The organism is Altererythrobacter epoxidivorans (assembly GCF_001281485.1).
GTDB lineage: Bacteria > Pseudomonadota > Alphaproteobacteria > Sphingomonadales > Sphingomonadaceae > Erythrobacter > Erythrobacter epoxidivorans.
Genome location: NZ_CP012669.1, coordinates 2501190 through 2519947, shown reverse-complemented (window position 1 = coordinate 2519947; position 18758 = coordinate 2501190). Strand labels below are relative to the sequence as shown.

The 18758-nt window shown below is 60.9% G+C and carries 22 protein-coding genes; 12 read left to right on the top strand and 10 right to left on the bottom strand.

The window, feature by feature from the left end:
• Positions 1–64 precede the first annotated feature (64 nt).
• The 6 genes from AMC99_RS12455 to AMC99_RS12430 form a co-directional block, all read right to left on the bottom strand.
• Complete coding sequence (locus AMC99_RS12455; RefSeq protein WP_061926997.1) at positions 65–1045, bottom strand: ParB/RepB/Spo0J family partition protein; 981 nt, start codon at positions 1043–1045, stop codon at positions 65–67.
• Positions 1042–1818 (bottom strand): ParA family protein, encoded by a 777-nt coding sequence (locus AMC99_RS12450; RefSeq protein ID WP_061926995.1) that lies wholly within the window; start codon positions 1816–1818, stop codon positions 1042–1044. The genes AMC99_RS12455 and AMC99_RS12450 overlap by 4 nt, the downstream gene beginning before the upstream one ends.
• On the bottom strand, positions 1815–2459 hold the full coding sequence (gene rsmG / locus AMC99_RS12445; RefSeq protein WP_061926993.1) for a 16S rRNA (guanine(527)-N(7))-methyltransferase RsmG: 645 nt from the start codon (positions 2457–2459) through the stop codon (positions 1815–1817). Before rsmG ends, AMC99_RS12450 begins: the two co-directional genes overlap by 4 nt.
• Positions 2456–4327: a tRNA uridine-5-carboxymethylaminomethyl(34) synthesis enzyme MnmG gene (gene mnmG / locus AMC99_RS12440; protein WP_061926991.1), complete on the bottom strand. Its 1872-nt coding sequence runs from the start codon at positions 4325–4327 to the stop codon at positions 2456–2458. Before mnmG ends, rsmG begins: the two co-directional genes overlap by 4 nt.
• A gap of 97 nt (positions 4328–4424) precedes the next feature.
• Positions 4425–5702 (bottom strand): tRNA uridine-5-carboxymethylaminomethyl(34) synthesis GTPase MnmE, encoded by a 1278-nt coding sequence (mnmE, locus tag AMC99_RS12435; RefSeq protein WP_061926989.1) that lies wholly within the window; start codon positions 5700–5702, stop codon positions 4425–4427.
• A 15-nt stretch (positions 5703–5717) separates the two neighbouring features.
• Complete coding sequence (locus AMC99_RS12430) at positions 5718–5990, bottom strand: DUF6489 family protein (protein WP_061926987.1); 273 nt, start codon at positions 5988–5990, stop codon at positions 5718–5720.
• 142 nt (positions 5991–6132) lie between these two features.
• On the opposite strand from AMC99_RS12430, the gene AMC99_RS12425 reads away from it, so the two are divergent.
• The 3 genes from AMC99_RS12425 to AMC99_RS12415 are packed head-to-tail and all read left to right on the top strand — an operon-like array spanning position 6133 to position 8831.
• A complete protein-coding gene (locus AMC99_RS12425) occupies positions 6133–6831 on the top strand; it encodes a dienelactone hydrolase family protein (RefSeq protein WP_061926985.1) in 699 nt (232 codons plus the stop codon).
• Between the two features lie 12 nt (positions 6832–6843).
• Positions 6844–8433, top strand: coding sequence for an FMN-binding glutamate synthase family protein (locus AMC99_RS12420; protein WP_061926983.1), 1590 nt, complete (start codon positions 6844–6846; stop codon positions 8431–8433).
• Positions 8430–8831 (top strand): nuclear transport factor 2 family protein, encoded by a 402-nt coding sequence (locus AMC99_RS12415; protein ID WP_061926981.1) that lies wholly within the window; start codon positions 8430–8432, stop codon positions 8829–8831. Before AMC99_RS12420 ends, AMC99_RS12415 begins: the two co-directional genes overlap by 4 nt.
• Here the strand turns inward: AMC99_RS12415 and AMC99_RS12410 are convergent.
• From AMC99_RS12410 to hemE, 4 genes are all read right to left on the bottom strand, one after another.
• Positions 8776–9228 carry a BLUF domain-containing protein gene (locus tag AMC99_RS12410; protein ID WP_061926978.1) on the bottom strand — a complete coding sequence of 151 codons (453 nt, stop codon included), beginning with the start codon at positions 9226–9228 and terminating at the stop codon, positions 8776–8778. The two genes, AMC99_RS12415 and AMC99_RS12410, sit on opposite strands and share 56 nt — an antisense overlap.
• A 466-nt stretch (positions 9229–9694) precedes the next feature.
• Complete coding sequence (gene rho, locus AMC99_RS12405) at positions 9695–10960, bottom strand: transcription termination factor Rho (protein ID WP_061926976.1); 1266 nt, start codon at positions 10958–10960, stop codon at positions 9695–9697.
• 205 nt (positions 10961–11165) lie between these two features.
• Positions 11166–11609, bottom strand: a complete 444-nt coding sequence (gene hemJ, locus AMC99_RS12400; RefSeq protein WP_061926974.1) for a protoporphyrinogen oxidase HemJ — start codon at positions 11607–11609, stop codon at positions 11166–11168.
• A gap of 31 nt (positions 11610–11640) precedes the next feature.
• Positions 11641–12657 carry a uroporphyrinogen decarboxylase gene (hemE, locus tag AMC99_RS12395; RefSeq protein WP_061926972.1) on the bottom strand — a complete coding sequence of 339 codons (1017 nt, stop codon included), beginning with the start codon at positions 12655–12657 and terminating at the stop codon, positions 11641–11643.
• A gap of 334 nt (positions 12658–12991) precedes the next feature.
• On the opposite strand from hemE, the gene AMC99_RS12390 reads away from it, so the two are divergent.
• The 9 genes from AMC99_RS12390 (at position 12992) to AMC99_RS12350 (ending at position 18649) form a co-directional block, all read left to right on the top strand.
• Positions 12992–13840 (top strand): pyruvate, water dikinase regulatory protein, encoded by an 849-nt coding sequence (locus AMC99_RS12390; RefSeq protein ID WP_061926970.1) that lies wholly within the window; start codon positions 12992–12994, stop codon positions 13838–13840.
• A complete protein-coding gene (locus AMC99_RS12385) occupies positions 13837–14424 on the top strand; it encodes a Maf family protein (RefSeq protein ID WP_061926969.1) in 588 nt (195 codons plus the stop codon). The genes AMC99_RS12390 and AMC99_RS12385 overlap by 4 nt, the downstream gene beginning before the upstream one ends.
• Entirely contained in the window at positions 14421–15278 is an 858-nt protein-coding gene (gene aroE, locus AMC99_RS12380) for a shikimate dehydrogenase (RefSeq protein ID WP_061926968.1), read from the top strand. Before AMC99_RS12385 ends, aroE begins: the two co-directional genes overlap by 4 nt.
• On the top strand, positions 15275–15871 hold the full coding sequence (coaE, locus tag AMC99_RS12375; protein ID WP_061926967.1) for a dephospho-CoA kinase: 597 nt from the start codon (positions 15275–15277) through the stop codon (positions 15869–15871). Before aroE ends, coaE begins: the two co-directional genes overlap by 4 nt.
• Positions 15872–15930: 59 nt before the next feature.
• Positions 15931–16635 carry a DNA polymerase III subunit epsilon gene (dnaQ, locus tag AMC99_RS12370; RefSeq protein ID WP_061926966.1) on the top strand — a complete coding sequence of 235 codons (705 nt, stop codon included), beginning with the start codon at positions 15931–15933 and terminating at the stop codon, positions 16633–16635.
• Between the two features lie 53 nt (positions 16636–16688).
• The gene (hpf, locus tag AMC99_RS12365) at positions 16689–17258 is read left to right on the top strand and encodes a ribosome hibernation-promoting factor, HPF/YfiA family (RefSeq protein ID WP_061926965.1); all 570 of its coding nucleotides are present in this window, start codon (positions 16689–16691) and stop codon (positions 17256–17258) included.
• Between the two features lie 126 nt (positions 17259–17384).
• A complete protein-coding gene (locus AMC99_RS12360; RefSeq protein WP_061926963.1) occupies positions 17385–17846 on the top strand; it encodes a PTS sugar transporter subunit IIA in 462 nt (153 codons plus the stop codon).
• Entirely contained in the window at positions 17836–18309 is a 474-nt protein-coding gene (locus AMC99_RS12355) for a PaaI family thioesterase (RefSeq protein WP_061926961.1), read from the top strand. The genes AMC99_RS12360 and AMC99_RS12355 overlap by 11 nt, the downstream gene beginning before the upstream one ends.
• A gap of 4 nt (positions 18310–18313) precedes the next feature.
• A complete protein-coding gene (locus AMC99_RS12350) occupies positions 18314–18649 on the top strand; it encodes a DUF1491 family protein (RefSeq protein ID WP_061926960.1) in 336 nt (111 codons plus the stop codon).
• Positions 18650–18758 lie beyond the last annotated feature (109 nt).

Here is an 18758-nt window from a genome sequence, read left to right as displayed (position 1 = left end):
GAGTTCAGGGCGGCTAACCGGTGTAAATTGCGGCGCAAAAATATGCTGCAATCGCCGGCCGGGACTAGATATCGCCGCCCGTCAGCCGCTGACATATGAGGTCGAGCTGGTCGAGCGTGCGATAACGAATCGTCACCGCGCCGGATCTCGGGTCCGCATCGGTCTTGATCCTGACAGTCAGGCCAAGGAACTCCTCCAGATGCGTCTGAACAGCCGCAATATCGGCATCCTTGGCAGGATCGGACGAGGTGCGCTTGGCGTTCGCACCCTTCGACGGCGGAGCATCTCCCCGCGCCAGCTTCTCTATCTCACGCACCGACAGATTGCCGTTCACAGCGCGCTTGGCGAGCTCGCGCGCGTTCTCGTTGCCGATAAGCGCACGGGCGTGACCCATCGAAAGGCGACCGTCCTCGACCATATCGAGGACGGCATCGGGAAGATTGAGCAAGCGTTGCAGGTTGGCGACGTGGCTGCGCGACTTTTCGACCATCTGCGCGATTTCGGCCTGGGTCATGCCCTCGTCCTCGCTCAGGCGATGATAGGCGCGCGCCTCTTCTACAGGGTTCAGGTCCTCGCGCTGGATATTCTCGATCAGGGCGAGTGCCATCACCTCGCGATCGTCGAGATCTCGCACGAGCGCAGGAATCTCATGAAGCCGCGCCTTCTGCGCAGCGCGCCAGCGGCGCTCACCGGCGACAAGCTGGTACCGCCCTTCACCGCGCGGACGCACGATGATCGGCTGGATAACGCCGCGTGCCGCGATAGAGGCAGCCAGTTCACCCAATGCCTCGTCATCGAAGCGCTTGCGAGGCTGCCCGGGCAGCGGCTCGATCGCTGAAATCGTCAGCGAGGTCAGAGTCGAACGGCGATAATCGCCTGATTCACCGTCATTTTCCGCTGATTCTGCCGGTTGCCGCTGAACCAGCGGCTCTTCCCGGCGCGTCTCGCCCAGAAGTGCGCCCAGACCCTTGCCGAGCTTCTTCTTCCGGTCGACTGCCGCAGCGTGAGGCACGGAGAAGCGGATGGGATCGGTTGTGTCGCTCATGCGGCTTTCCTTTCACGCGGAAGACGGCCGATCAGCTCGCGCGCGAGCGATATATAAGCACGACTTCCGGCGCAGCTGTGGTCGTAAACGAGCGCCGGCAGGCCGTGGCTCGGCGCTTCGGACAGGCGCACATTGCGGGGAATGACGGTGTCGAAGACGAGATTACCGAGGCATTCTCGAACGTCTTCGGCAACCTGGTCGGTCAGGCGATTGCGGCGGTCGAACATGGTGAGCGCGACGCCGATGATGCCCAGAGAGGGATTGAAACGCTGTTGAACACGTTCGACCGTCTGCAACAGCTGGCTGAGCCCTTCGAGCGCGAAAAACTCGCACTGCAGCGGCACGAGCAGTGTGTCCGCAGCAGATAGTGCGTTGAGGGTAAGCAATCCGAGCGACGGCGGGCAATCGATGAAGCAGATGTCGTGGCCGCGATGATTATGCAGCGCCTTCGACAGGCGAGCCGTGCGCTCCTCGACCGAAACCAGTTCGATTTCAGCGCCACTCAGGTCGACGGTCGCGGGTACGATGTCCAATCCAGGGATCGACGTGCTCACGATGGCTTCGCCGAGTGCGATCTCGTCGACAAGCAGGTCGTAGCTGGAAAGGTGGCGGGCCGATGCCTCGACGCCCATACCGGTGGACGCATTTCCCTGCGGGTCGAGGTCGATCAGGAGCGTTCGCCATCCGGTCGCCGCCATGGCCGTCGCGATATTGATGGCAGTCGTCGTTTTTCCGACCCCGCCCTTCTGATTCGCAATCGCGATGGTAATCATCGACCGGTCTCCTGCCGTGGTTTCAAAGCGTTAGCGCTTACGATGATGCCCGCATCCTCATCCGTCAACGATTGTTCCACGTGGAACATCCGACGAGTCGCCTTGGGCATCTCCTGCAATTCTTGCGCCGCCGACCGGCCCTTCGGCAACAGGTAGGTCGTCGCCTTTGTGGAAAAGGGTGCGGATAGACGGAGGAGTTTGGGCAGTGGAGCGAAGGCTCGTGCCGAAATGACACGTGCCTCGAAAGGTTCGACCAGTTCCAGGCGCTGGCCCTCTATCCGGCATTTGGACAGGCCCAGTTTGGCTGAAATCCTGCCAAGCCAGTCGACCCGCTTCGCCCGCGATTCCACAAGTACAACAGGCATTTGCGGGCGCATTGCGGCGATAACGATACCGGGGAAACCGGCACCAGTGCCAAGATCGAGCCAGACCCCGAATGTTTCACGTGGAACATATTCCAGAAGCTGGGCGCTGTCTGCGATATGTCGCTGCCAGATATTTTGCTCCGACGGCTTCGAAATCAGGTTCTGCCGCGTGTTTTCTTCGACAAGTTCGGCGCAAAGCGTGTCGAGACGCTCCATAGCCTCCTCATCGCAAAGACCAGCGACATAGTCGTGCGATTCCGATTCCGTCCCGATCATGCAGCCCGCTCCGAATTCAAAACTCGGCGCTTTGCATGGACGAGCAAGGCCGATAGCGCGGCGGGGGTGATGCCGGGAATTCGTCCCGCGGCTGCGAGCGTCGGGGGCTTTGCCGAGGAAAGACGTTCAAGCATCTCGTTGGAGAGACCCGGTACATCTTCGTACGGAAAGTCAGCACCCAGGGTCAGCGCCTCGCTTGCGCGAAGGTCACGTAGTTCAGCCTCCTGGCGCGCGAGATATGGCGCGTAGATCGCATCTTCGACCATTTCACCCAGCAGTGCCTGGTCCCGCACATCATCGGTTGCGTGGCCAGAATACTCACGAAGGGCGGTGAAAGAGAGACCGTCGTGACGAACCCACTCCCTGATGGGTTTCTCACCTCCATCGCGGCGTACAGGCATTCCTGCATCTGCCAGAACCTTGGCTGGTATCTTCTGGTCCAAGACGATGTCGATCGCGCCACGTTGCCCTTCCCGCGCCTCAAACCACGCTTTGCGGGCATCGCCAATGCAGCCAGCTTCGATTCCGAGCGGCGTCAGGCGCGTCGATGCATTATTGGCGCGGAGGCGCAGGCGATACTCGGCACGGGCGGTCAGCATACGATAGGGTTCCGAAACCCCCTGCAGCGTGAGATCGTCGACCATGACGGCGATGTAGGAATTCGAACGGTCGAGTTTCGGAGCCTCCTTACCGGCCACACCAGCCGCCGCATGAAGGCCTGCAACGAGCCCCTGCGCCGCCGCCTCTTCATACCCCGTAGTGCCGTTGATTTGCCCCGCACAATAAAGTCCGGGAATTTCACGGAGTTGCAAGTCGGCGCCCAGGGCACGCGGATCGATGTGGTCGTACTCGACCGCATAACCCGGGACCTCCATTTTGACCCTCTCAAGCCCCGGCATCGCACGCAGCATCGCGAGCTGCACGTCGGTCGGCAGCGAGGTGCTGATCCCATTGGGATAGACCAGATGGGTCGAAAGTCCCTCTGGCTCAAGAAAGACCTGATGCCCTTCACGGTCGCCAAACCGATGGATCTTATCCTCGATAGACGGGCAGTAACGCGGTCCACGAGCGTCGATCGCTCCGGAAAACAGCGGTGATCTATCGAGATTGGCGCGGATTACGTCGTGGGCCGCCTGCGTCGTGCGCGTAATCGCACAAAACACCTGCGGATTCACGCGCTCTCCGGTTAGCGGCGACATTGTCCAATGATCGGGATCGGAAGGTTGCTCTTCGAGCGAAGCCCAGTCGATCGTGCGGCCGTCCAGCCGCGGCGGCGTCCCCGTCTTGAGGCGTGACATGGGAAGATTTGCCGCCCGCAATTGCTCGGCGAGCCGTCGCGCAGCGTTCTCCCCGATACGCCCCCCTTCAAACCGCTCTTCCCCGCGGAAAAGCACGCCGCCAAGGAAAGTGCCCGTGCATAGAATAACAGCACCGGCGCCGAGGGTTTCGCCGTTAGCGAGCTCGAGACCGGATACGCGATCCTTGTCGAACGCGATAGCCGCAGCCTCACCCTCGACCAGTTCGAGATTGGGCTGCGAACGGACGATTGCCTGAACCGCCGCCTTGAACAGGACCCGGTCCGCCTGGACCCGCGGGCCCCAGACCGCGCTTCCTTTGGAGCGATTGAGCATCCGATAGTGAATGGCGCCAGCATCCGCCGCCCGCCCGATAACGCCGTCGAGCGCATCGACTTCGCGGACGAGGTGGCCCTTCCCCAGCCCGCCAATCGCCGGGTTGCAGCTCATCGCGCCGATAGCGGCGAGGTCAAAGCTGACCAGCGCGACGCGTGCGCCCATACGGGCAGCACCACAGGCCGCCTCGACGCCGGCATGTCCGCCGCCGACAACTACGATGTCGTAATTTCGCATGACCGCCAGATAGTCGAACCGCCGTTGCCGGTCAAAGCTGTTTCACGTGAAACATCGAGACCGTGGCCATCTGCAATGTTTCACGTGGAACATTATGCTATTTTCCGATGCAAAACCGGCCAAAGAGGGCGTCGAGCATATCTTCTGTTGTTGCTCTTCCGATCAGCCGATCGAAGGCAATGCGCACACGCCTGAAATTTTCTGCCACCAGCAGGGGATCGCTGTGCATTCTGGCGTCGTCGAGCGCAGAGGCAGCTTCCGCAACCAGCAATCGCTGGCGTTTGTTCAACGCGACCTCGCCGGGTTTCGGCATCGCTTGCCGGCCCTCGGCGACGATCGCGCCTCTGAATGCATCCATCCCCTCCCCGCTTACAGCGGAAACGCGAAATCGCGGACTGGGTTTGGCTTCAGTGGCCGGAATATCGATCTGTGCTTCGATGTCCCACGAACCAGCGGGCGCTGCTTCCGAGACACCCAGCCACAAGACCAGGTCGGCCCTGCCCAATTGTTGCTGTGCCCTGTCGATGCCGATCTTCTCGATCTCGTCCGAATGCGCTTCGTGCAAACCCGCGGTGTCGACAAAGGTGAAGGGGATGCCTTCGATCGCCACAGATCGCTCGATAACGTCGCGGGTCGTACCTGCTATCGGCGACGTGATTGCAGCCTCACTTTCAGTCAACGCATTGAAAAGAGTAGATTTTCCTGCATTCGGAGGGCCTGCAAGTACGATACGATAGCCCTCGCCCAGACGTTCTGCCGGCGGCCGCGCAAGCCAGTCCACCAATTCTCCATGCAAAGCCACAACCGTCTCCAGGAATGTCGCAGGGAGTTCGGAAACGTCGTCCTCATCGTCGAAGTCGAGCACGGCCTCGACCTGGGCTGACAGAGCGAGGATACGCGAACGCCATTCCTCGACCTTCGCCGAAAACGCTCCTCCCGCCATCGCCATGGCAGCGCCGCGCTTCAGTTCGGTTTCGGCACTCAGGAGATCGGCCAGCCCTTCCGCTTCGGCAAGGTCGATCCGGCCATTGGCAAAGGCACGGCGCGTAAATTCGCCCGGTTGGGCGCGGCGCACGCCATCCATCCGATCGAGGGTTCTCTCGATCGCGGCGACGACCGCGCGGCCACCGTGACAGTGCAATTCGGCAAGATCTTCGCCAGTGGCTGTATTGGGACCGGGAAACCACAGGACCAGCGCCTGGTCCAGAATTTCGCCGGATTCGTCGCGGAGATACGCCAGCTTAGCCAGGCGCGGCTCGAATTCTCGACCGGATAGTGCCTCCAGCGCAAATCCTGCCTGCGGACCGCTGACCCTGATGACACCGATGGCAGCCGGCGGGGCACCGCTCGAAAGCGCGAAAATCGTATCGGTCATTGGGGAACAAGAAGCCTAGTCGTCGTCTTTCTTCGACGAACCGGCGCCCATTCCGGCAGCACCGGCCTTCATCCCGCCTTCCACGAAGCTCTGGAACAGCTTCAGTCCGACCTGGCCCATGGGTGCCAGCTGCTTGGCATATTCCTGCAACTGGTCAGGGTTGCTCACACCCTTCATCGCCTTGGCGATGCCATCGACATAGACCGAATTTGCTTTCGACACGTCGGGCAGGCCCATGAAGCTGCGTGCTTCTTCGGGCGTGCAATCTATCTCGATATGGACCTTCATCGCGTCTTCTCCGTTAAGCCCCTGCGGGGTCCTCCCCCGATCAAATGCATATGGGGCCAGATTTGCGTTTGGCAATCGACCGCCGCAATGGATAAGCCCTAACCCAACAAGAGACGAAGTCCACCGAAGGAGCAAGTTCACGATGACCGAGACTGCAACGATCGCGACCCTCGAAAACGACGGCGAGTTCACGGGCTATGTTGCCCGCCCGGCCGGAACGCCGCAGGCCGCCATCCTCGTGATCCAGGAAATCTTTGGTGTGAATGCCGGAATCCGACGCAAATGCGACAGGTTGGCCGAGGAGGGATACCTGGCTGTCGCGCCCGATCTCTTCTGGAGGCTGGAACCCGGTGTGGAGCTGGACCCCGATGTCGAGCCCGAATTCCAGCGCGCGCTCGAGCTGATGGGCAAGTTCGATCAGGACCAGGGCGTTCGCGATATCGAGGCAACGATCAAGTTCATCCGCTCGTCCGAGGGCGTCGAAAAGGTTGGTTGCGTAGGTTACTGCCTCGGCGGCCGCCTGGCCTACATGACCGCATCGCGCACCGATATCGATGCATCGGTTGGCTACTACGGCGTCGGGATCGACGGCCTGCTGGGTGAAAAGCACGCGATCGCCAATCCCCTGCTGCTGCACATCCCGACCGAGGACGGGTTCGTCGACAAGGACACGCAAAAAGCCATGCACGAAGGGCTGGACGACCACCCGAAGGTCACACTCTACGATTACGAAGGGCTGGATCACGGCTTTGCGACCGAATTCGGCAAGCGCCGCGCCGAAGATGCCGCCAATCTGGCCGACAGCCGTACTGCGGAATTCTTCAGGGAGAACCTCTGCTAAGGGGCCGTCGCCGTGCCCTGGCGCCATATCATCCCGCTGCTCCTGACCGCCCTCGCCGGATCAGCATGGCTGGTGCTCCACCAGACCTCGCTGTGGCCGGTGATAGTACTCCTTGGAATAATGGCCGCAGTCGCGTGGTGGGATTTTTTTCAGCACGATCATACACTTAGGCGAAATTATCCGCTGATCGCCCGCATCCGCTGGGTGGCGGAAGACCTCCGCCCCTTTGCGCAAAGCTATTTCGTCGAAGGCGATCTGGAGGGCCGCCCGTTCAGCCACCAGGCGCGGGCACTTGTCTATGCGCGCGCCAAAGGTGACCTTGACGCACATCCGATGGGTACCGAGCTCGACGTCTATTCGGACGAGTACGAATGGCTCAGCCACTCGGTCGTACCCGACGAAGGTGCGCCGGAATACTGGCGGAAGCGCGTCGGTGAAGACACTTGTGCCAAGCCCTACGACACGGCCCTCCTCAATATCTCGGCCATGAGTTTCGGTTCGTTGTCGGCCCGGGCAATCGAGGCTCTCAATGCGGGCGCCAAGCTGGGCGGTTTCGCCCACAATACAGGCGAAGGAAGCATCAGCCGCTATCATCGTTCGCCGGGAGGCGATCTGATCTGGGAGCTCGGCAGCGGGTATTTCGGCGCGCGGGCGAAAGATGGCAGCTTCGACCCAGCCCTTTTTGCCGAAAATTCCACCAGCGATCAGGTCAAGATGATCGAAATCAAGCTGAGCCAAGGTGCAAAACCGGGTCATGGCGGTGTTTTGCCAGGTGCAAAAGTAACCAAAGAGATTGCAGAGGCACGCGGCGTTCCCGTTGGCGAAACCGTCTATTCCCCCGCCGCGCACTCGACCTTTTCCACGCCCGTGGAAATGCTCGAATGGGTCGCCAAGCTGCGCGAGCTTTCAGGCGGCAAGCCGGTGGGAATCAAGCTTTGCGTCGGCCAGCCGCACGAGGTCATGGCGATTGCCAAGGCGATGCAGAAAACTGGTCTTCATCCCGATTTCATCACGGTCGACGGGGCGGAAGGCGGCACCGGCGCCGCGCCCCTTGAACTGTCGAACTCGGTCGGCATGCCCCTGCGCGAAGGCCTGATCTTCATCCGCAATGCTCTCGTCGGGACCCGGATGAAGGACAAGGTCGCCGTAGCCGCGTCGGGCAAGATCCATTCTGGCGCGCAAATGGCCAAGGCGTTTGCTCTGGGCGCCGACTGGTGCAACGCGGCGCGCCCATTCATGTTTTCGCTCGGCTGCATCCAGTCGATGCAATGCCACACCGGAAATTGCCCGACCGGTGTCGCCACACAGCAGGCATGGCGCCAGCGCGGCCTGGTGGTTGAGGACAAGGCACCTCGGGTGGCGCGCTTCCAGAAACAGACGGTCCATTCCTTGCGCGAAATCGTGGTGGCCATGGGTCTGCAAACACCGTGGGACATCGCACCCCACGACATGCGGGAACGCGTCAACGGCGCGCGATCGGATTCGATCGACCGGATTTACAGCTTCGTCCCCGAAGGCATCTTGCTCGATGACCCGGACTCGACCAAGCTGGCACGACATTGGAACGCAGCAAGTGCGGATACTTTCAGGAGGGTGGGATGAGTGCAGTTGAAGGTCTGAAGAAATGGTACGAGGTGATCGAAGGCGGTAATGATCCCGCTGCCCTGTCGGCGATCATACGCGAAGAAGCCGTGTTCCATTCGCCGGTCGTCCACACGCCGCAGCGCGGCCGGCCGATCGTCGTCTCCTACCTTTCGGCAGCAGGGCAGACGCTAAACAACGACAGCTTCACCTATGTGCGCGAGATCGTCGATGGCAATGAAGCCGTTCTCGAATTCACAACCGAAATGGACGGCATCCATGTCAACGGGATCGACATGATCACCTTCGACGATGACGGCATGATCACCGATTTCAAGGTGATGGTCAGGCCGCTCAAGGCGATCAACAAGGTCTGGGAAATGATGGCCGCGCAGCTGGATCGCCAGAAGGCCGGATAATGGCCAAGTCCGGTTTCTCCTTCGGGAACCTGCGCAACAATCGCGCAAATTCCAGGGTCTCATGCTCGGCGGTAAACCGTGCCAGCAGGTCCTTTTCGACCTCGCCGCCGATCCTGACCCGCTGCATGCGCCATCTTGCGAATAATGGCGACCGAGCCGCCGAACGTGCCCTGACCTTTACGCCGGAATGGCGTCGATCCCGCTTGATCTTGACCAGCAGTGCATCGAGTTCGTTCGTTGGGCCTTCTAGGTATTGGAAAAAACAACCGTGATCGAAGATCAGGAAGCCCGTTACGCTTCTCAACGGATTGGCGAGTGCAGACGATTGGACGATGCTGTCGATTTCTTCCGGCCCGATGTCCGGACGTGCCACGCTGGTATAAATGAGCCGTTCCATCCCATCATTCCGCGATTTCAGCGATCCCTTGCACACCGGTAAAACAGAAATGTTTGCCAAATTCTATTGTCGGATGGTTGCTTCCGCGTGACCCCGCTCGGTCGAAAGCGCAACATGTCTGACCTCCCACGCACTTTGCCTGCCGCGCCGGGGGGCCTCGTAGATGCCCCAGAATTGATGCTGCGCGCTTGAACGGGCTCGTGAGAGGGAAGTCGATGAGTTTGTAACCAGCGGCCTTCCAGGCGGCTGCAACGGACATATCGCTAGCCGCGGCTTCCTGGCTGGATTCATTCCACCCTGAGTCCTCGAGCAGGTCGCAGGCGCAGATTGAGCGCTCCTGCCGATGCAAGAAGGCCCGGGCCGCCTCCGGTAAAATCCGGAAGCCGCGCCGGGCCAAATCTGCAAGCAAGCTCGTCTATCCTGCGCCCCGCCCCCGCGTGAGGACGATCCCGCGCAGGTTCGACGCTTACTGGTTCATGGTCGCGAAGAAGTCTTCGTTGGTCTTGGAATCCTTCATCTTGTCGAGAAGGAATTCCATCGCGTCGACCGTGCCCATCTGCATCAGGATACGGCGCAGGACCCACATCTTCGACAGCTGGCCCTGATCGACCAGCAGTTCTTCCTTGCGGGTACCCGACTTGCCGACGTCGAGTGCAGGGAAGATGCGCTTGTCGGCAACCTTGCGATCGAGCACGATTTCCGAGTTACCGGTGCCCTTGAATTCTTCGAAGATAACCTCGTCCATCCGGCTGCCGGTATCGATCAGCGCGGTGGCGATGATCGAGAGCGATCCGCCCTCCTCGATGTTACGTGCAGCACCGAAGAAGCGCTTGGGACGCTGCAGGGCGTTTGCATCGACACCGCCGGTCAGCACCTTGCCCGAGCTTGGGACCACGGTGTTGTAGGCGCGGCCGAGACGCGTGATCGAGTCGAGCAGGATGACAACGTCCTTCTTGTGCTCGACGAGGCGCTTGGCCTTCTCGATCACCATTTCGGCGACCTGGACGTGGCGGTTGGCAGGTTCGTCGAAGGTCGAGGAGATGACTTCGCCGTTCACGCTGCGCTGCATGTCGGTGACTTCTTCCGGACGTTCGTCGACCAGCAGGACCAGCAGGAACACTTCCGGGTGGTTGTCGGTGATTGCCTTGGCGATGTTCTGCAACAGCACGGTCTTACCCGTACGCGGCGGCGCAACGATCAGGGCGCGCTGGCCCTTGCCCTGCGGCGCGATGATGTCGATCACACGGGCCGACTTGTCCTTTACCGTCGGATCGAGCGTGTCGAGTGTCAGCTTCTCGTCCGGATAGAGCGGCGTGAGGTTGTCGAAATTGGTCCGATGGCGCACGGCCTCCGGATCGTCGAAATTCACGCTGGTGAGGCTGGTAAGCGCGAAATAACGCTCGCCTTCCTTGGGTGCACGGATTTCGCCTTCGACCGTATCGCCGGTACGCAGGCCCCATTTGCGGATCTGGTTGGGCGAGACATAGATATCGTCGGGACCGGCGAGATAGTTCGCCTCGGGGCTGCGCAGGAAGCCGAAGCCGTCCTGCAGCACCTCGATCGTGCCGATACCCATGATCTTTTCTTCGTATTCCTCATCCTCGGCGAGTTCGCGCAGGATGCAGAACATCAAGTCCTGGCGGCGCATGGTCGACGCGCCTTCTACACCAAGCTCTTCGGCCATGCTGACCAGCTCGGCCGGGGTTTTCTGTTTCAATTCCTTGAGATGCATATTCTTCGATTCCAGTTGGGATGGCCGGCAAGTCGTGAACTGCGCCTGGGACGCAGTCGCCCCTCCCTGTTGATGGAGAGGCCGGGCTTGGAGAAAGCGGACTTGGCTGCGCGGGATGCGAAGCCTGAACCGGTAAGGTGGGTATAAAATACGATTCGCCCGCGCCGCCGTCAATCGGCGTTCGTCGGGCCGTGGCGCTAATTCGTCAGAAGGGCTTGATCACCACCAGTATGACGATGACCACGGCGGCGAGGCCGGGCACTTCGTTCAGCAGGCGCAGGGTCTTGCCATCCATGCTGCGTTCGCCGCGAGCCAGCTTCTTCGCATAGGCCGACAGCCAGCCGTGATAGCCCGACAGCACGATCACGAAGAGCAGCTTGGCATGGAACCAGCCCTGACTGAAAGCTCCGGTAGTCATGGCCAGCATCAGGCCCAGCACCCAGACCACGATGATGGAAGGCAGCAGGATGATCTTGAGCAGGCGCCGCTCGCGCTCGACATAGCGGGCTGCCTCTTCCGATCCTTCAGGCGCTTCCTGGTGATAGACGAACAGGCGCGGCAGCATGAACAATCCGGCCATCCAGAAGATGACGAAGATGATGTGGCCTGCCTTGAGCCAGAAATAGGTCATCGCGAGAACATCCTGCATGGGGCCGATCTAGTGCGGTCGGCCCGGAATTTCACCCCCTGACGGTGGCCACCAGCCGCTCGACATTTTCGATCGGCGTATGTTGGCCGATGCCATGGCCGAGGTTGAAAACATGGGGGCGGTCGGCAAAGGTATCGAGAATGAAGCGGATCCGCTCAGTCAGGGGTTCACCGCCTGCCAGCAGCAGCAAGGGATCGAGGTTGCCCTGGACGGGCATCCCGTCGGGCAGGTTCTCGTTGACCCATACCGGATCGAGCGTTTCGTCCATGCCGATCGCATCGACACCCGTTTCGCGGGCATAGTCGACCAGCTTGGCGCCTGCACCCTTGGGAAAACCGATGATCGGGGTTTCAGGATGCGATTGCTTCAGCTCGGAAACGATCCGCGCATTGGGCGCGACCACCCAGCGTTCGAATTCATCAGGGGCAAGACTGCCAGCCCAGCTGTCGAACAACTGCACCGCTTCGGCCCCGGCATCGATCTGGCCACGCAGGTAGGTGACCGTCTCGGCGGTTATCGCATCGATGATCGCCTGGAAACGTCCGCGGTCGCGATAGGCAAGCGCGCGCGTATCATGCTGATCGCGGCTCCCCTCGCCGTTCACCATGTAGGTCGCCACGGTCCACGGACTGCCCGCAAAGCCGAGCATGGTCACACCATCGGGCAGGCGCGCCACGCATTTGCGCACGGTCTCGTACACCGCCTCGTACCGTTCGGGATGCGGGGTGAAGCCTTCCAGATCGGCATCGAGCAGGCGGGGCGAAAGCTTGGGCCCTTCGCCGGCGAGGAATTCGAGCCCCTGCCCCATCGCATGCGGCACGATCAGGATATCAGAAAACAGGATTGCCCCGTCGAAACCGAACCGATCGATCGGCTGCAAGGTAACTTCGGCCGCAGCATCGCTATCGTAAACCAGGTCGAGGAAACCGCCCTTCTCTGCCCGCAAGGCGCGATATTCGGGCAGGTATCGACCTGCCTGGCGCATGAGCCACATGGGCACCTTGTCCGAGCGCTTTCCTTTCAGCGTGTCGAGGAGAAAGCCGGGCATTCGAGGAGTCCAATCAATAATAAAAGTATATTTTAAATAGGATTATGGAGTCTGTTGGCCCTGTGGATTACGGGGACAGCAGGCCCCTGCCCGATTTCTCCCGCGATGAACAGGGTTTTGCTTGCCATCGAATCGCCGGATCGCCTGAGTCGAGTCAAACTTTTCCCCACTGTCCCCAGCCTGTCGGAAAACACCGGTTTCTGTCGGTAAGCATGCTGGTGAAACGGCGAACAGCGGGCATGGAACTCATCCCCGAACTTGTCGGCAGGTTTCTCCCGTGGTTTATGCCCGTGTTCTCCACAGCCCCTCGCGACAGGGATCAAACGCGCAAAACATGCTCCGCCTCCACCTTCATCTCGTCTCGGATTCCACCGGCGAAACGCTGGAGATGATCGCCAAGGCGGCACTCGCGCAGTTCGAGGATGCCGACGTTACCCGCCATTTCTGGCCCATGGTCCGTTCGCGCCAGCATCTCGACAGGATCGTGCCCGATCTTGCCGCGAATCCCGGCTTGGTGCTCTTTACCCTGGTGAATGCCGAAACGCGCGCCAGGCTGGAGGAACATTGTCGACAACTTGGTCTTCCGGCCGTCCCCGCCCTCGACGCCGTGACAGAGGCACTGGAATCGCAACTGGGGCAAGAAGCGCGTGGCCGTCCCGGGCGCCAGCACACGATGGACGAAGCCTATTTCAAGCGGGTCGAGGCGATCCAGTTCACCATCGCGCATGACGACGGGATCGGCTGGGAAAACTGGGAACAGGCCGACATCGTGCTTGCCGGTGTTTCGCGGACTTCCAAAACACCGACCAGCATCTACCTCGCCAATCGCGGGTTCAAGACCGCCAATATCCCGATCGTGGTCGAAAGCCCCCCGCCTGATGCGCTGTTCCGCCTGCGCCGTCCGCTGGTCATCGGCCTCACCACCGCGCCGGATCGCTTGGTACAGATCCGCCGCAACCGGCTGCTCAGCCTGCACGAGGATACCGAAACCGCCTATGTCGACGACGACCGCGTGCGCGACGAACTCAAGTATGCGCGGCGGATGTTCGCCGACAATGGCTGGCCGGTGATCGATGTGACGCGTCGCTCCATCGAGGAGACGGCCGCCGCCGCTATCAGGCTCTACAACCAGCGATCCTCCGGTGAAGACGGCGCAGGCGATCAGGGGATCAAGCCGATATGAGCATCATCCTCGCTTCCAAGAGCGCGTCGCGGCGGGCCATGCTCGATGCTGTCGGCGTCCGATATGAAAGCATTCCGGCCGGTATCGACGAACGCGCGGTCGAGGAGGGACTTGCCGGATCCGCGCCCGGCGAGGTGGCCGAAGCGCTGAGCGTAGCCAAAGCATCGGATATCGCCGCCGTCCATGGCGGCAGGCTGGTTCTTGGCAGTGACAGCCTCGTCGTTTGCGAAGGTCACCGGTTCGACAAGCCCGAAACGCGCGAACAGGCAGTCGAACATCTCCGCTTCTTTTCCGGCAAGGTAATGGAACTGCACAGCGGCGCCGCTCTGGTGCGGGACGACACCTGCGAATGGAGCGGCACGGCGCTTTCCAAACTGCATGTGCGGGAATTGTCCGACGCCTTCATCGAAAATTACCTCGATGCCGAATGGCCCGAAGTTTCGCATTGCGTCGGCGTATTCAGGATCGAGGCTCTCGGCCCCCAGCTGTTCAGCGCGATCGAAGGCGACCAGTTCACCGTGCTCGGAATGCCGCTGCTCCAGGTTCTTGGCGCGCTGCGCGACCTCGGGGAGCTCGAGGCATGAGCCAGCCCTATGCCGAGGTGATCGGCGATCCGATCAAGCAGTCCAAGAGCCCGGCGATCCATAATTTCTGGCTCGAGAAACTCGGGATAGATGCCGAATACCGCGCCTGCCATGTGACCGGTGACGGTCTGGCGGATTATCTCGACGATCGCCGCGCAGACCTCGACTGGCGTGGGTGCAATGTCACCATGCCGCACAAGCAGGCGGTTATCCCGCTGCTCGACAAGATCAGCCCGCAGGCCAAAACCGTCGGCGCGGTCAATACGATCACGCGCAACACTGCGGGCGAACTGGTGGGCTGGAATACGGACATTTCAGGCTTCATCGAACCGCTGAAGGCCAAGCTGAAGGAAAACCACTTTTTCCGGATGGCCCGTATCCTCGGGACCGGGGGTGCTGCCCGCGCCATCGTAAAGGGTTTGAGCGACGAGGGATTTACTCTGGTCCTTGCCGGGCGAAACACCGGCAAGGCACGGACGCTGCTCGACGAGCTTGCCCCAAAGGGCGAACACCATTCCCCTCCGCTCGATCATTTTGCCGAACCGACCGATTTCACCTTCGACGACCGCGACGGGTGTTGCGACCTTGTCGTCAACGCATCCCCACTCGGCATGCGCGGCCAGCCGCCGCTGAATTTCGACTGGAGCCATACGCCGCCGGGTGCGATCGCCTATGACATCGTCACCGACCCGGTCGAGACGGATTTCCTGAAGAACGCCCGCGCTGCAGGGCATGAAACGATCGACGGGCTGTCCATGCTTATCGGTCAGGCTGCCCACGCCTTCGAGCGGTTTTTCGGCCAGCAACCGCCGCGCGATTGCGACCTGCAATTGAGAGAGATCCTCACCAGATGAGCCACCCCCGCATCCTCGGCCTCACCGGCTCTATCGGCATGGGCAAGTCGACCGTCGCAGAAATGTTCGAGCGCGCAGGCGTGCCCGTTTTCGATGCCGATGCCGAAGTGCGCCGCATGCAGGGGCCCAATGGCGAATTGATCGATGCCATCGAGGCGGAGTTTCCAGGCTCGACCGGGCCAGAAGGGGTCAGACGCGAGGCATTGGGCGCGCAGGTCTTTGCCGATCCGGCCGCTCTCAAGCGGCTCGAAGCCATCGTCCACCCGGCTGTCGGCGCGAAACGGCAGGCGTTCATGATCGAGCATGCCGGTGCACCGATGGTCGTATTCGACATTCCGCTGCTGTTCGAAGGAAGCGGCCATTCTCAGGTCGACTCGATTATCGTGGTTTCCGCTCCTGCCGAGGTCCAGCGCCAACGAGTTCTCGCGCGCCCCGGAATGACCCCCGAAAAATTCGCGCACATCCTGTCGCTGCAGGTGCCCGATGCGGAAAAGCGCGCCCGCGCGGACCACGTCATCGACACCGGGGTCACCTTGGCCGAGACGGAAAAACAGGTGCGCACGCTGATCGATTATTTCTCCGCCAGGAATTAAGCGTTCAAAGGCATTCGGACCCCTTGCCAGCGGCAAACTAACGGCCGATATGACCATTAATGCGAGAAATTGTTTTCGACACCGAAACGACCGGACTCGACCCCAAGACGGGCGACCGAATGGTGGAAATCGGATGCGTTGAACTCTTCAACAGGGTCCCGACCGGCGACACCTATCACGCATATTTCAATCCCGAACGCGACATGCCCGCAGCTGCGGAGGCCGTGCATGGCCTGTCCGAGGCTTTCCTGGCCGACAAGCCGCTGTTCCGCGATGCGGTCGACGATTTCCTGTCCTTCATCGGCGATGCCCCGCTGATCGCGCACAATGCCGGGTTCGACTTCGGCTTCATCAACAACGAACTCGAACTGATCGGACGCGAGATCGTGAGTCTCGAGCGGATGATCGACACCGTCGCGATCGCTCGCAAACGTCATCCTGGTGCCAAACTGTCGCTCGATGCGCTGTGCACGCGTTACGGAATCGACCGCAGCCACCGCGTCAAGCATGGCGCGTTGCTCGACGCCGAATTGCTAGCCCAGGTTTACGTCGAACTGACAGGTGGCCGGCAGATCGGTCTCGAACTGGCAGCCGAGATCGAGATCGGCGTTTCTTCCTCGCAGGATTCCGGGTCGGTCGAGGTGATCCTTTCGCGCCCCACAGGCGAGCGGCGCGAACCGAGGCCACATTTCGCAACGGCAGAGGAACTAGCCCGTCACCGTGCGTTTCTTGAACAGATCGAATCCCCGCTCTGGTCAAGCTGACATCCGGATCCTGCCCCAGGGTCCGGCAAGAATAGAAAAGGAGACACTGAGTCATGGATATCCGCGTATCGGGACATCAGGTGGAAACCGGCGCAGCCCTTCAGGAGCATGCAGCCGACCGACTTGGCAGCATCGTCGACAAGTATTTCGACCGCGCCATCTCCTCTCACGTAACTTTCGGCAAGGGACCGGCTGGTGGCTTTACCTGCGACATCGTGACCCATGTCATGCAGGGCCTGATTCTGAAGGCGCAGGGCCAGGCGCAGGACGCCCATCACGCGTTGGATGCGGCTGCGGAGAAGATCGACAAGCAGCTGCGCCGTTACAAGCGCCGGATCAAGGATCGGCATGAACAGGCGGCGCACGCCATGAAGGAAGAAGAGGCAGCCTATGTCATCTTCGCGCCAGCTGAAGAGGATGCAGACGAAGAAGTGGTGGCAGATGCACCACCGATCATCGCGGAAACCAGCACCGATATTCCCGAAGCCTCGGTAGCGGACGCGGTCATGATGCTCGACCTGCGCGATACCAATGCCCTGTTCTTCAAAAATGCTGGAACTGGTCGTCATAATATGGTTTATCGCCGCTCCGACGGTTCGATCGGCTGGGTCGAACCGAAATAATGTCCCGATTCCGTTGGCGGAATCCTGTGGGGGGCATTCAAACCGACCGCTGGCGATAAGTGCCCGATCAGGGGTGCAGGAGCGTGTCGTTCGTCGCCAACTCAGAACGTAATCGAAAAACCTGCCATGAACGCCAATTTCCATCTCCTTCCCGAGGCAGTTGCCACGGCCGGGGCCGATTCAAAATCCGGTGTACTCAGCGAAGTCGCGCGCCTTTTCGCCAGCGTCTACGGGGTGGACGAGACCGCGATCCTCGACGGGCTTGAGGAGCGCGAAGCTCTCGGATCTACCGGTTTCGGTCGCGGCGTGGCCATTCCGCATGCCCGTTCGGCGGCAGTCAGCCGGCCGACGGTCGTATTGCTGCGGCTGGACCATGCAGTCGATTTTGCTGCAGCCGATGGAATGCCCGTCGATCTGGTGTTCGGACTGATCTCGCCCGAGAATGCGGGTGCGACGCACCTTCATGCGCTGGCGGCGATCTCTCGCCTGGTTCGTGATGACGCGATGCACGAGGCATTGTCGGAAGCTCCCGACACTCAGGCGCTTTATGCCCTGATCACCAACCAGCTGGATCGCGATGCAGCCTGAAGGCTCCTCGTCCAGCGGCGCGCAGCTCCATTTTCGCGCGCTCGAGACGCTTTATGCCTCGGCACCGGTCAATTCGCTGTTTCGATCGAGCCTCGAAATCATCGAGGAAGGCCGCGCGCGCATCAGGTTCATGGTCGATGAAAGCGCCTATCACGCTGCCGGCGCGGCCCACGGGACGATCTATTTCAAGATGCTGGACGATGCCGCTTTCTATGCGGCGAACACGCTGGCGACCGATCGTTTTCTGCTGACGACCAGTTTCAACCTCCACTTCACCAAGCCGGTGAAGACCGGCGAGGTCGTTGCCGAAGGACGCTGGGTCAGTGGCAAGCGCCGCGTTTTCGTCGCCGAATCGCGGCTAGTCGATGCCGAAGGGGAAGAGATCGGGCGCGGTACCGGTACCTTCATGCGTTCTCGCATCGCCCTGTCCAGCCTTCCGGGATATTCCCCGGACGCGGGTTGAACTGATGGACACGCGGCTTCCCGCGCACCTCGAAATCGGCGCTATCCTGCGGGCTGTCCAGGCGGAAGGCGGCTTCGGAACGGTGATCCACCGCGGCGAACAGGATGCAGGGACGATCCTCATCTTAACGATGTATCGTGGTGATCAGGTTACACTTTTCGAACGGATGCCACAGCTGGATGGAAGCAGACCTTTTATTGCTGCAAAGCGGGAAAACCCTGAAAATCCGCGAGAAATCGACGAATACGTGGCGAAAAGGAAGCGCCAGGACCCAGATATCTGGGTGATTGAACTGGACGTCGCGGATGGGGAACGGTTCGTCGCGTCTTTGCCGCGTTAACTTGACCTATCCGTAAAGCCGACTATTTGGCCGCCAGCTTCCAGGTGCGTAGGCGGTTTGGCGAACAATCAGGTTCGCAAGCTAGCACGCAGACGGGGAACGGCCGGCA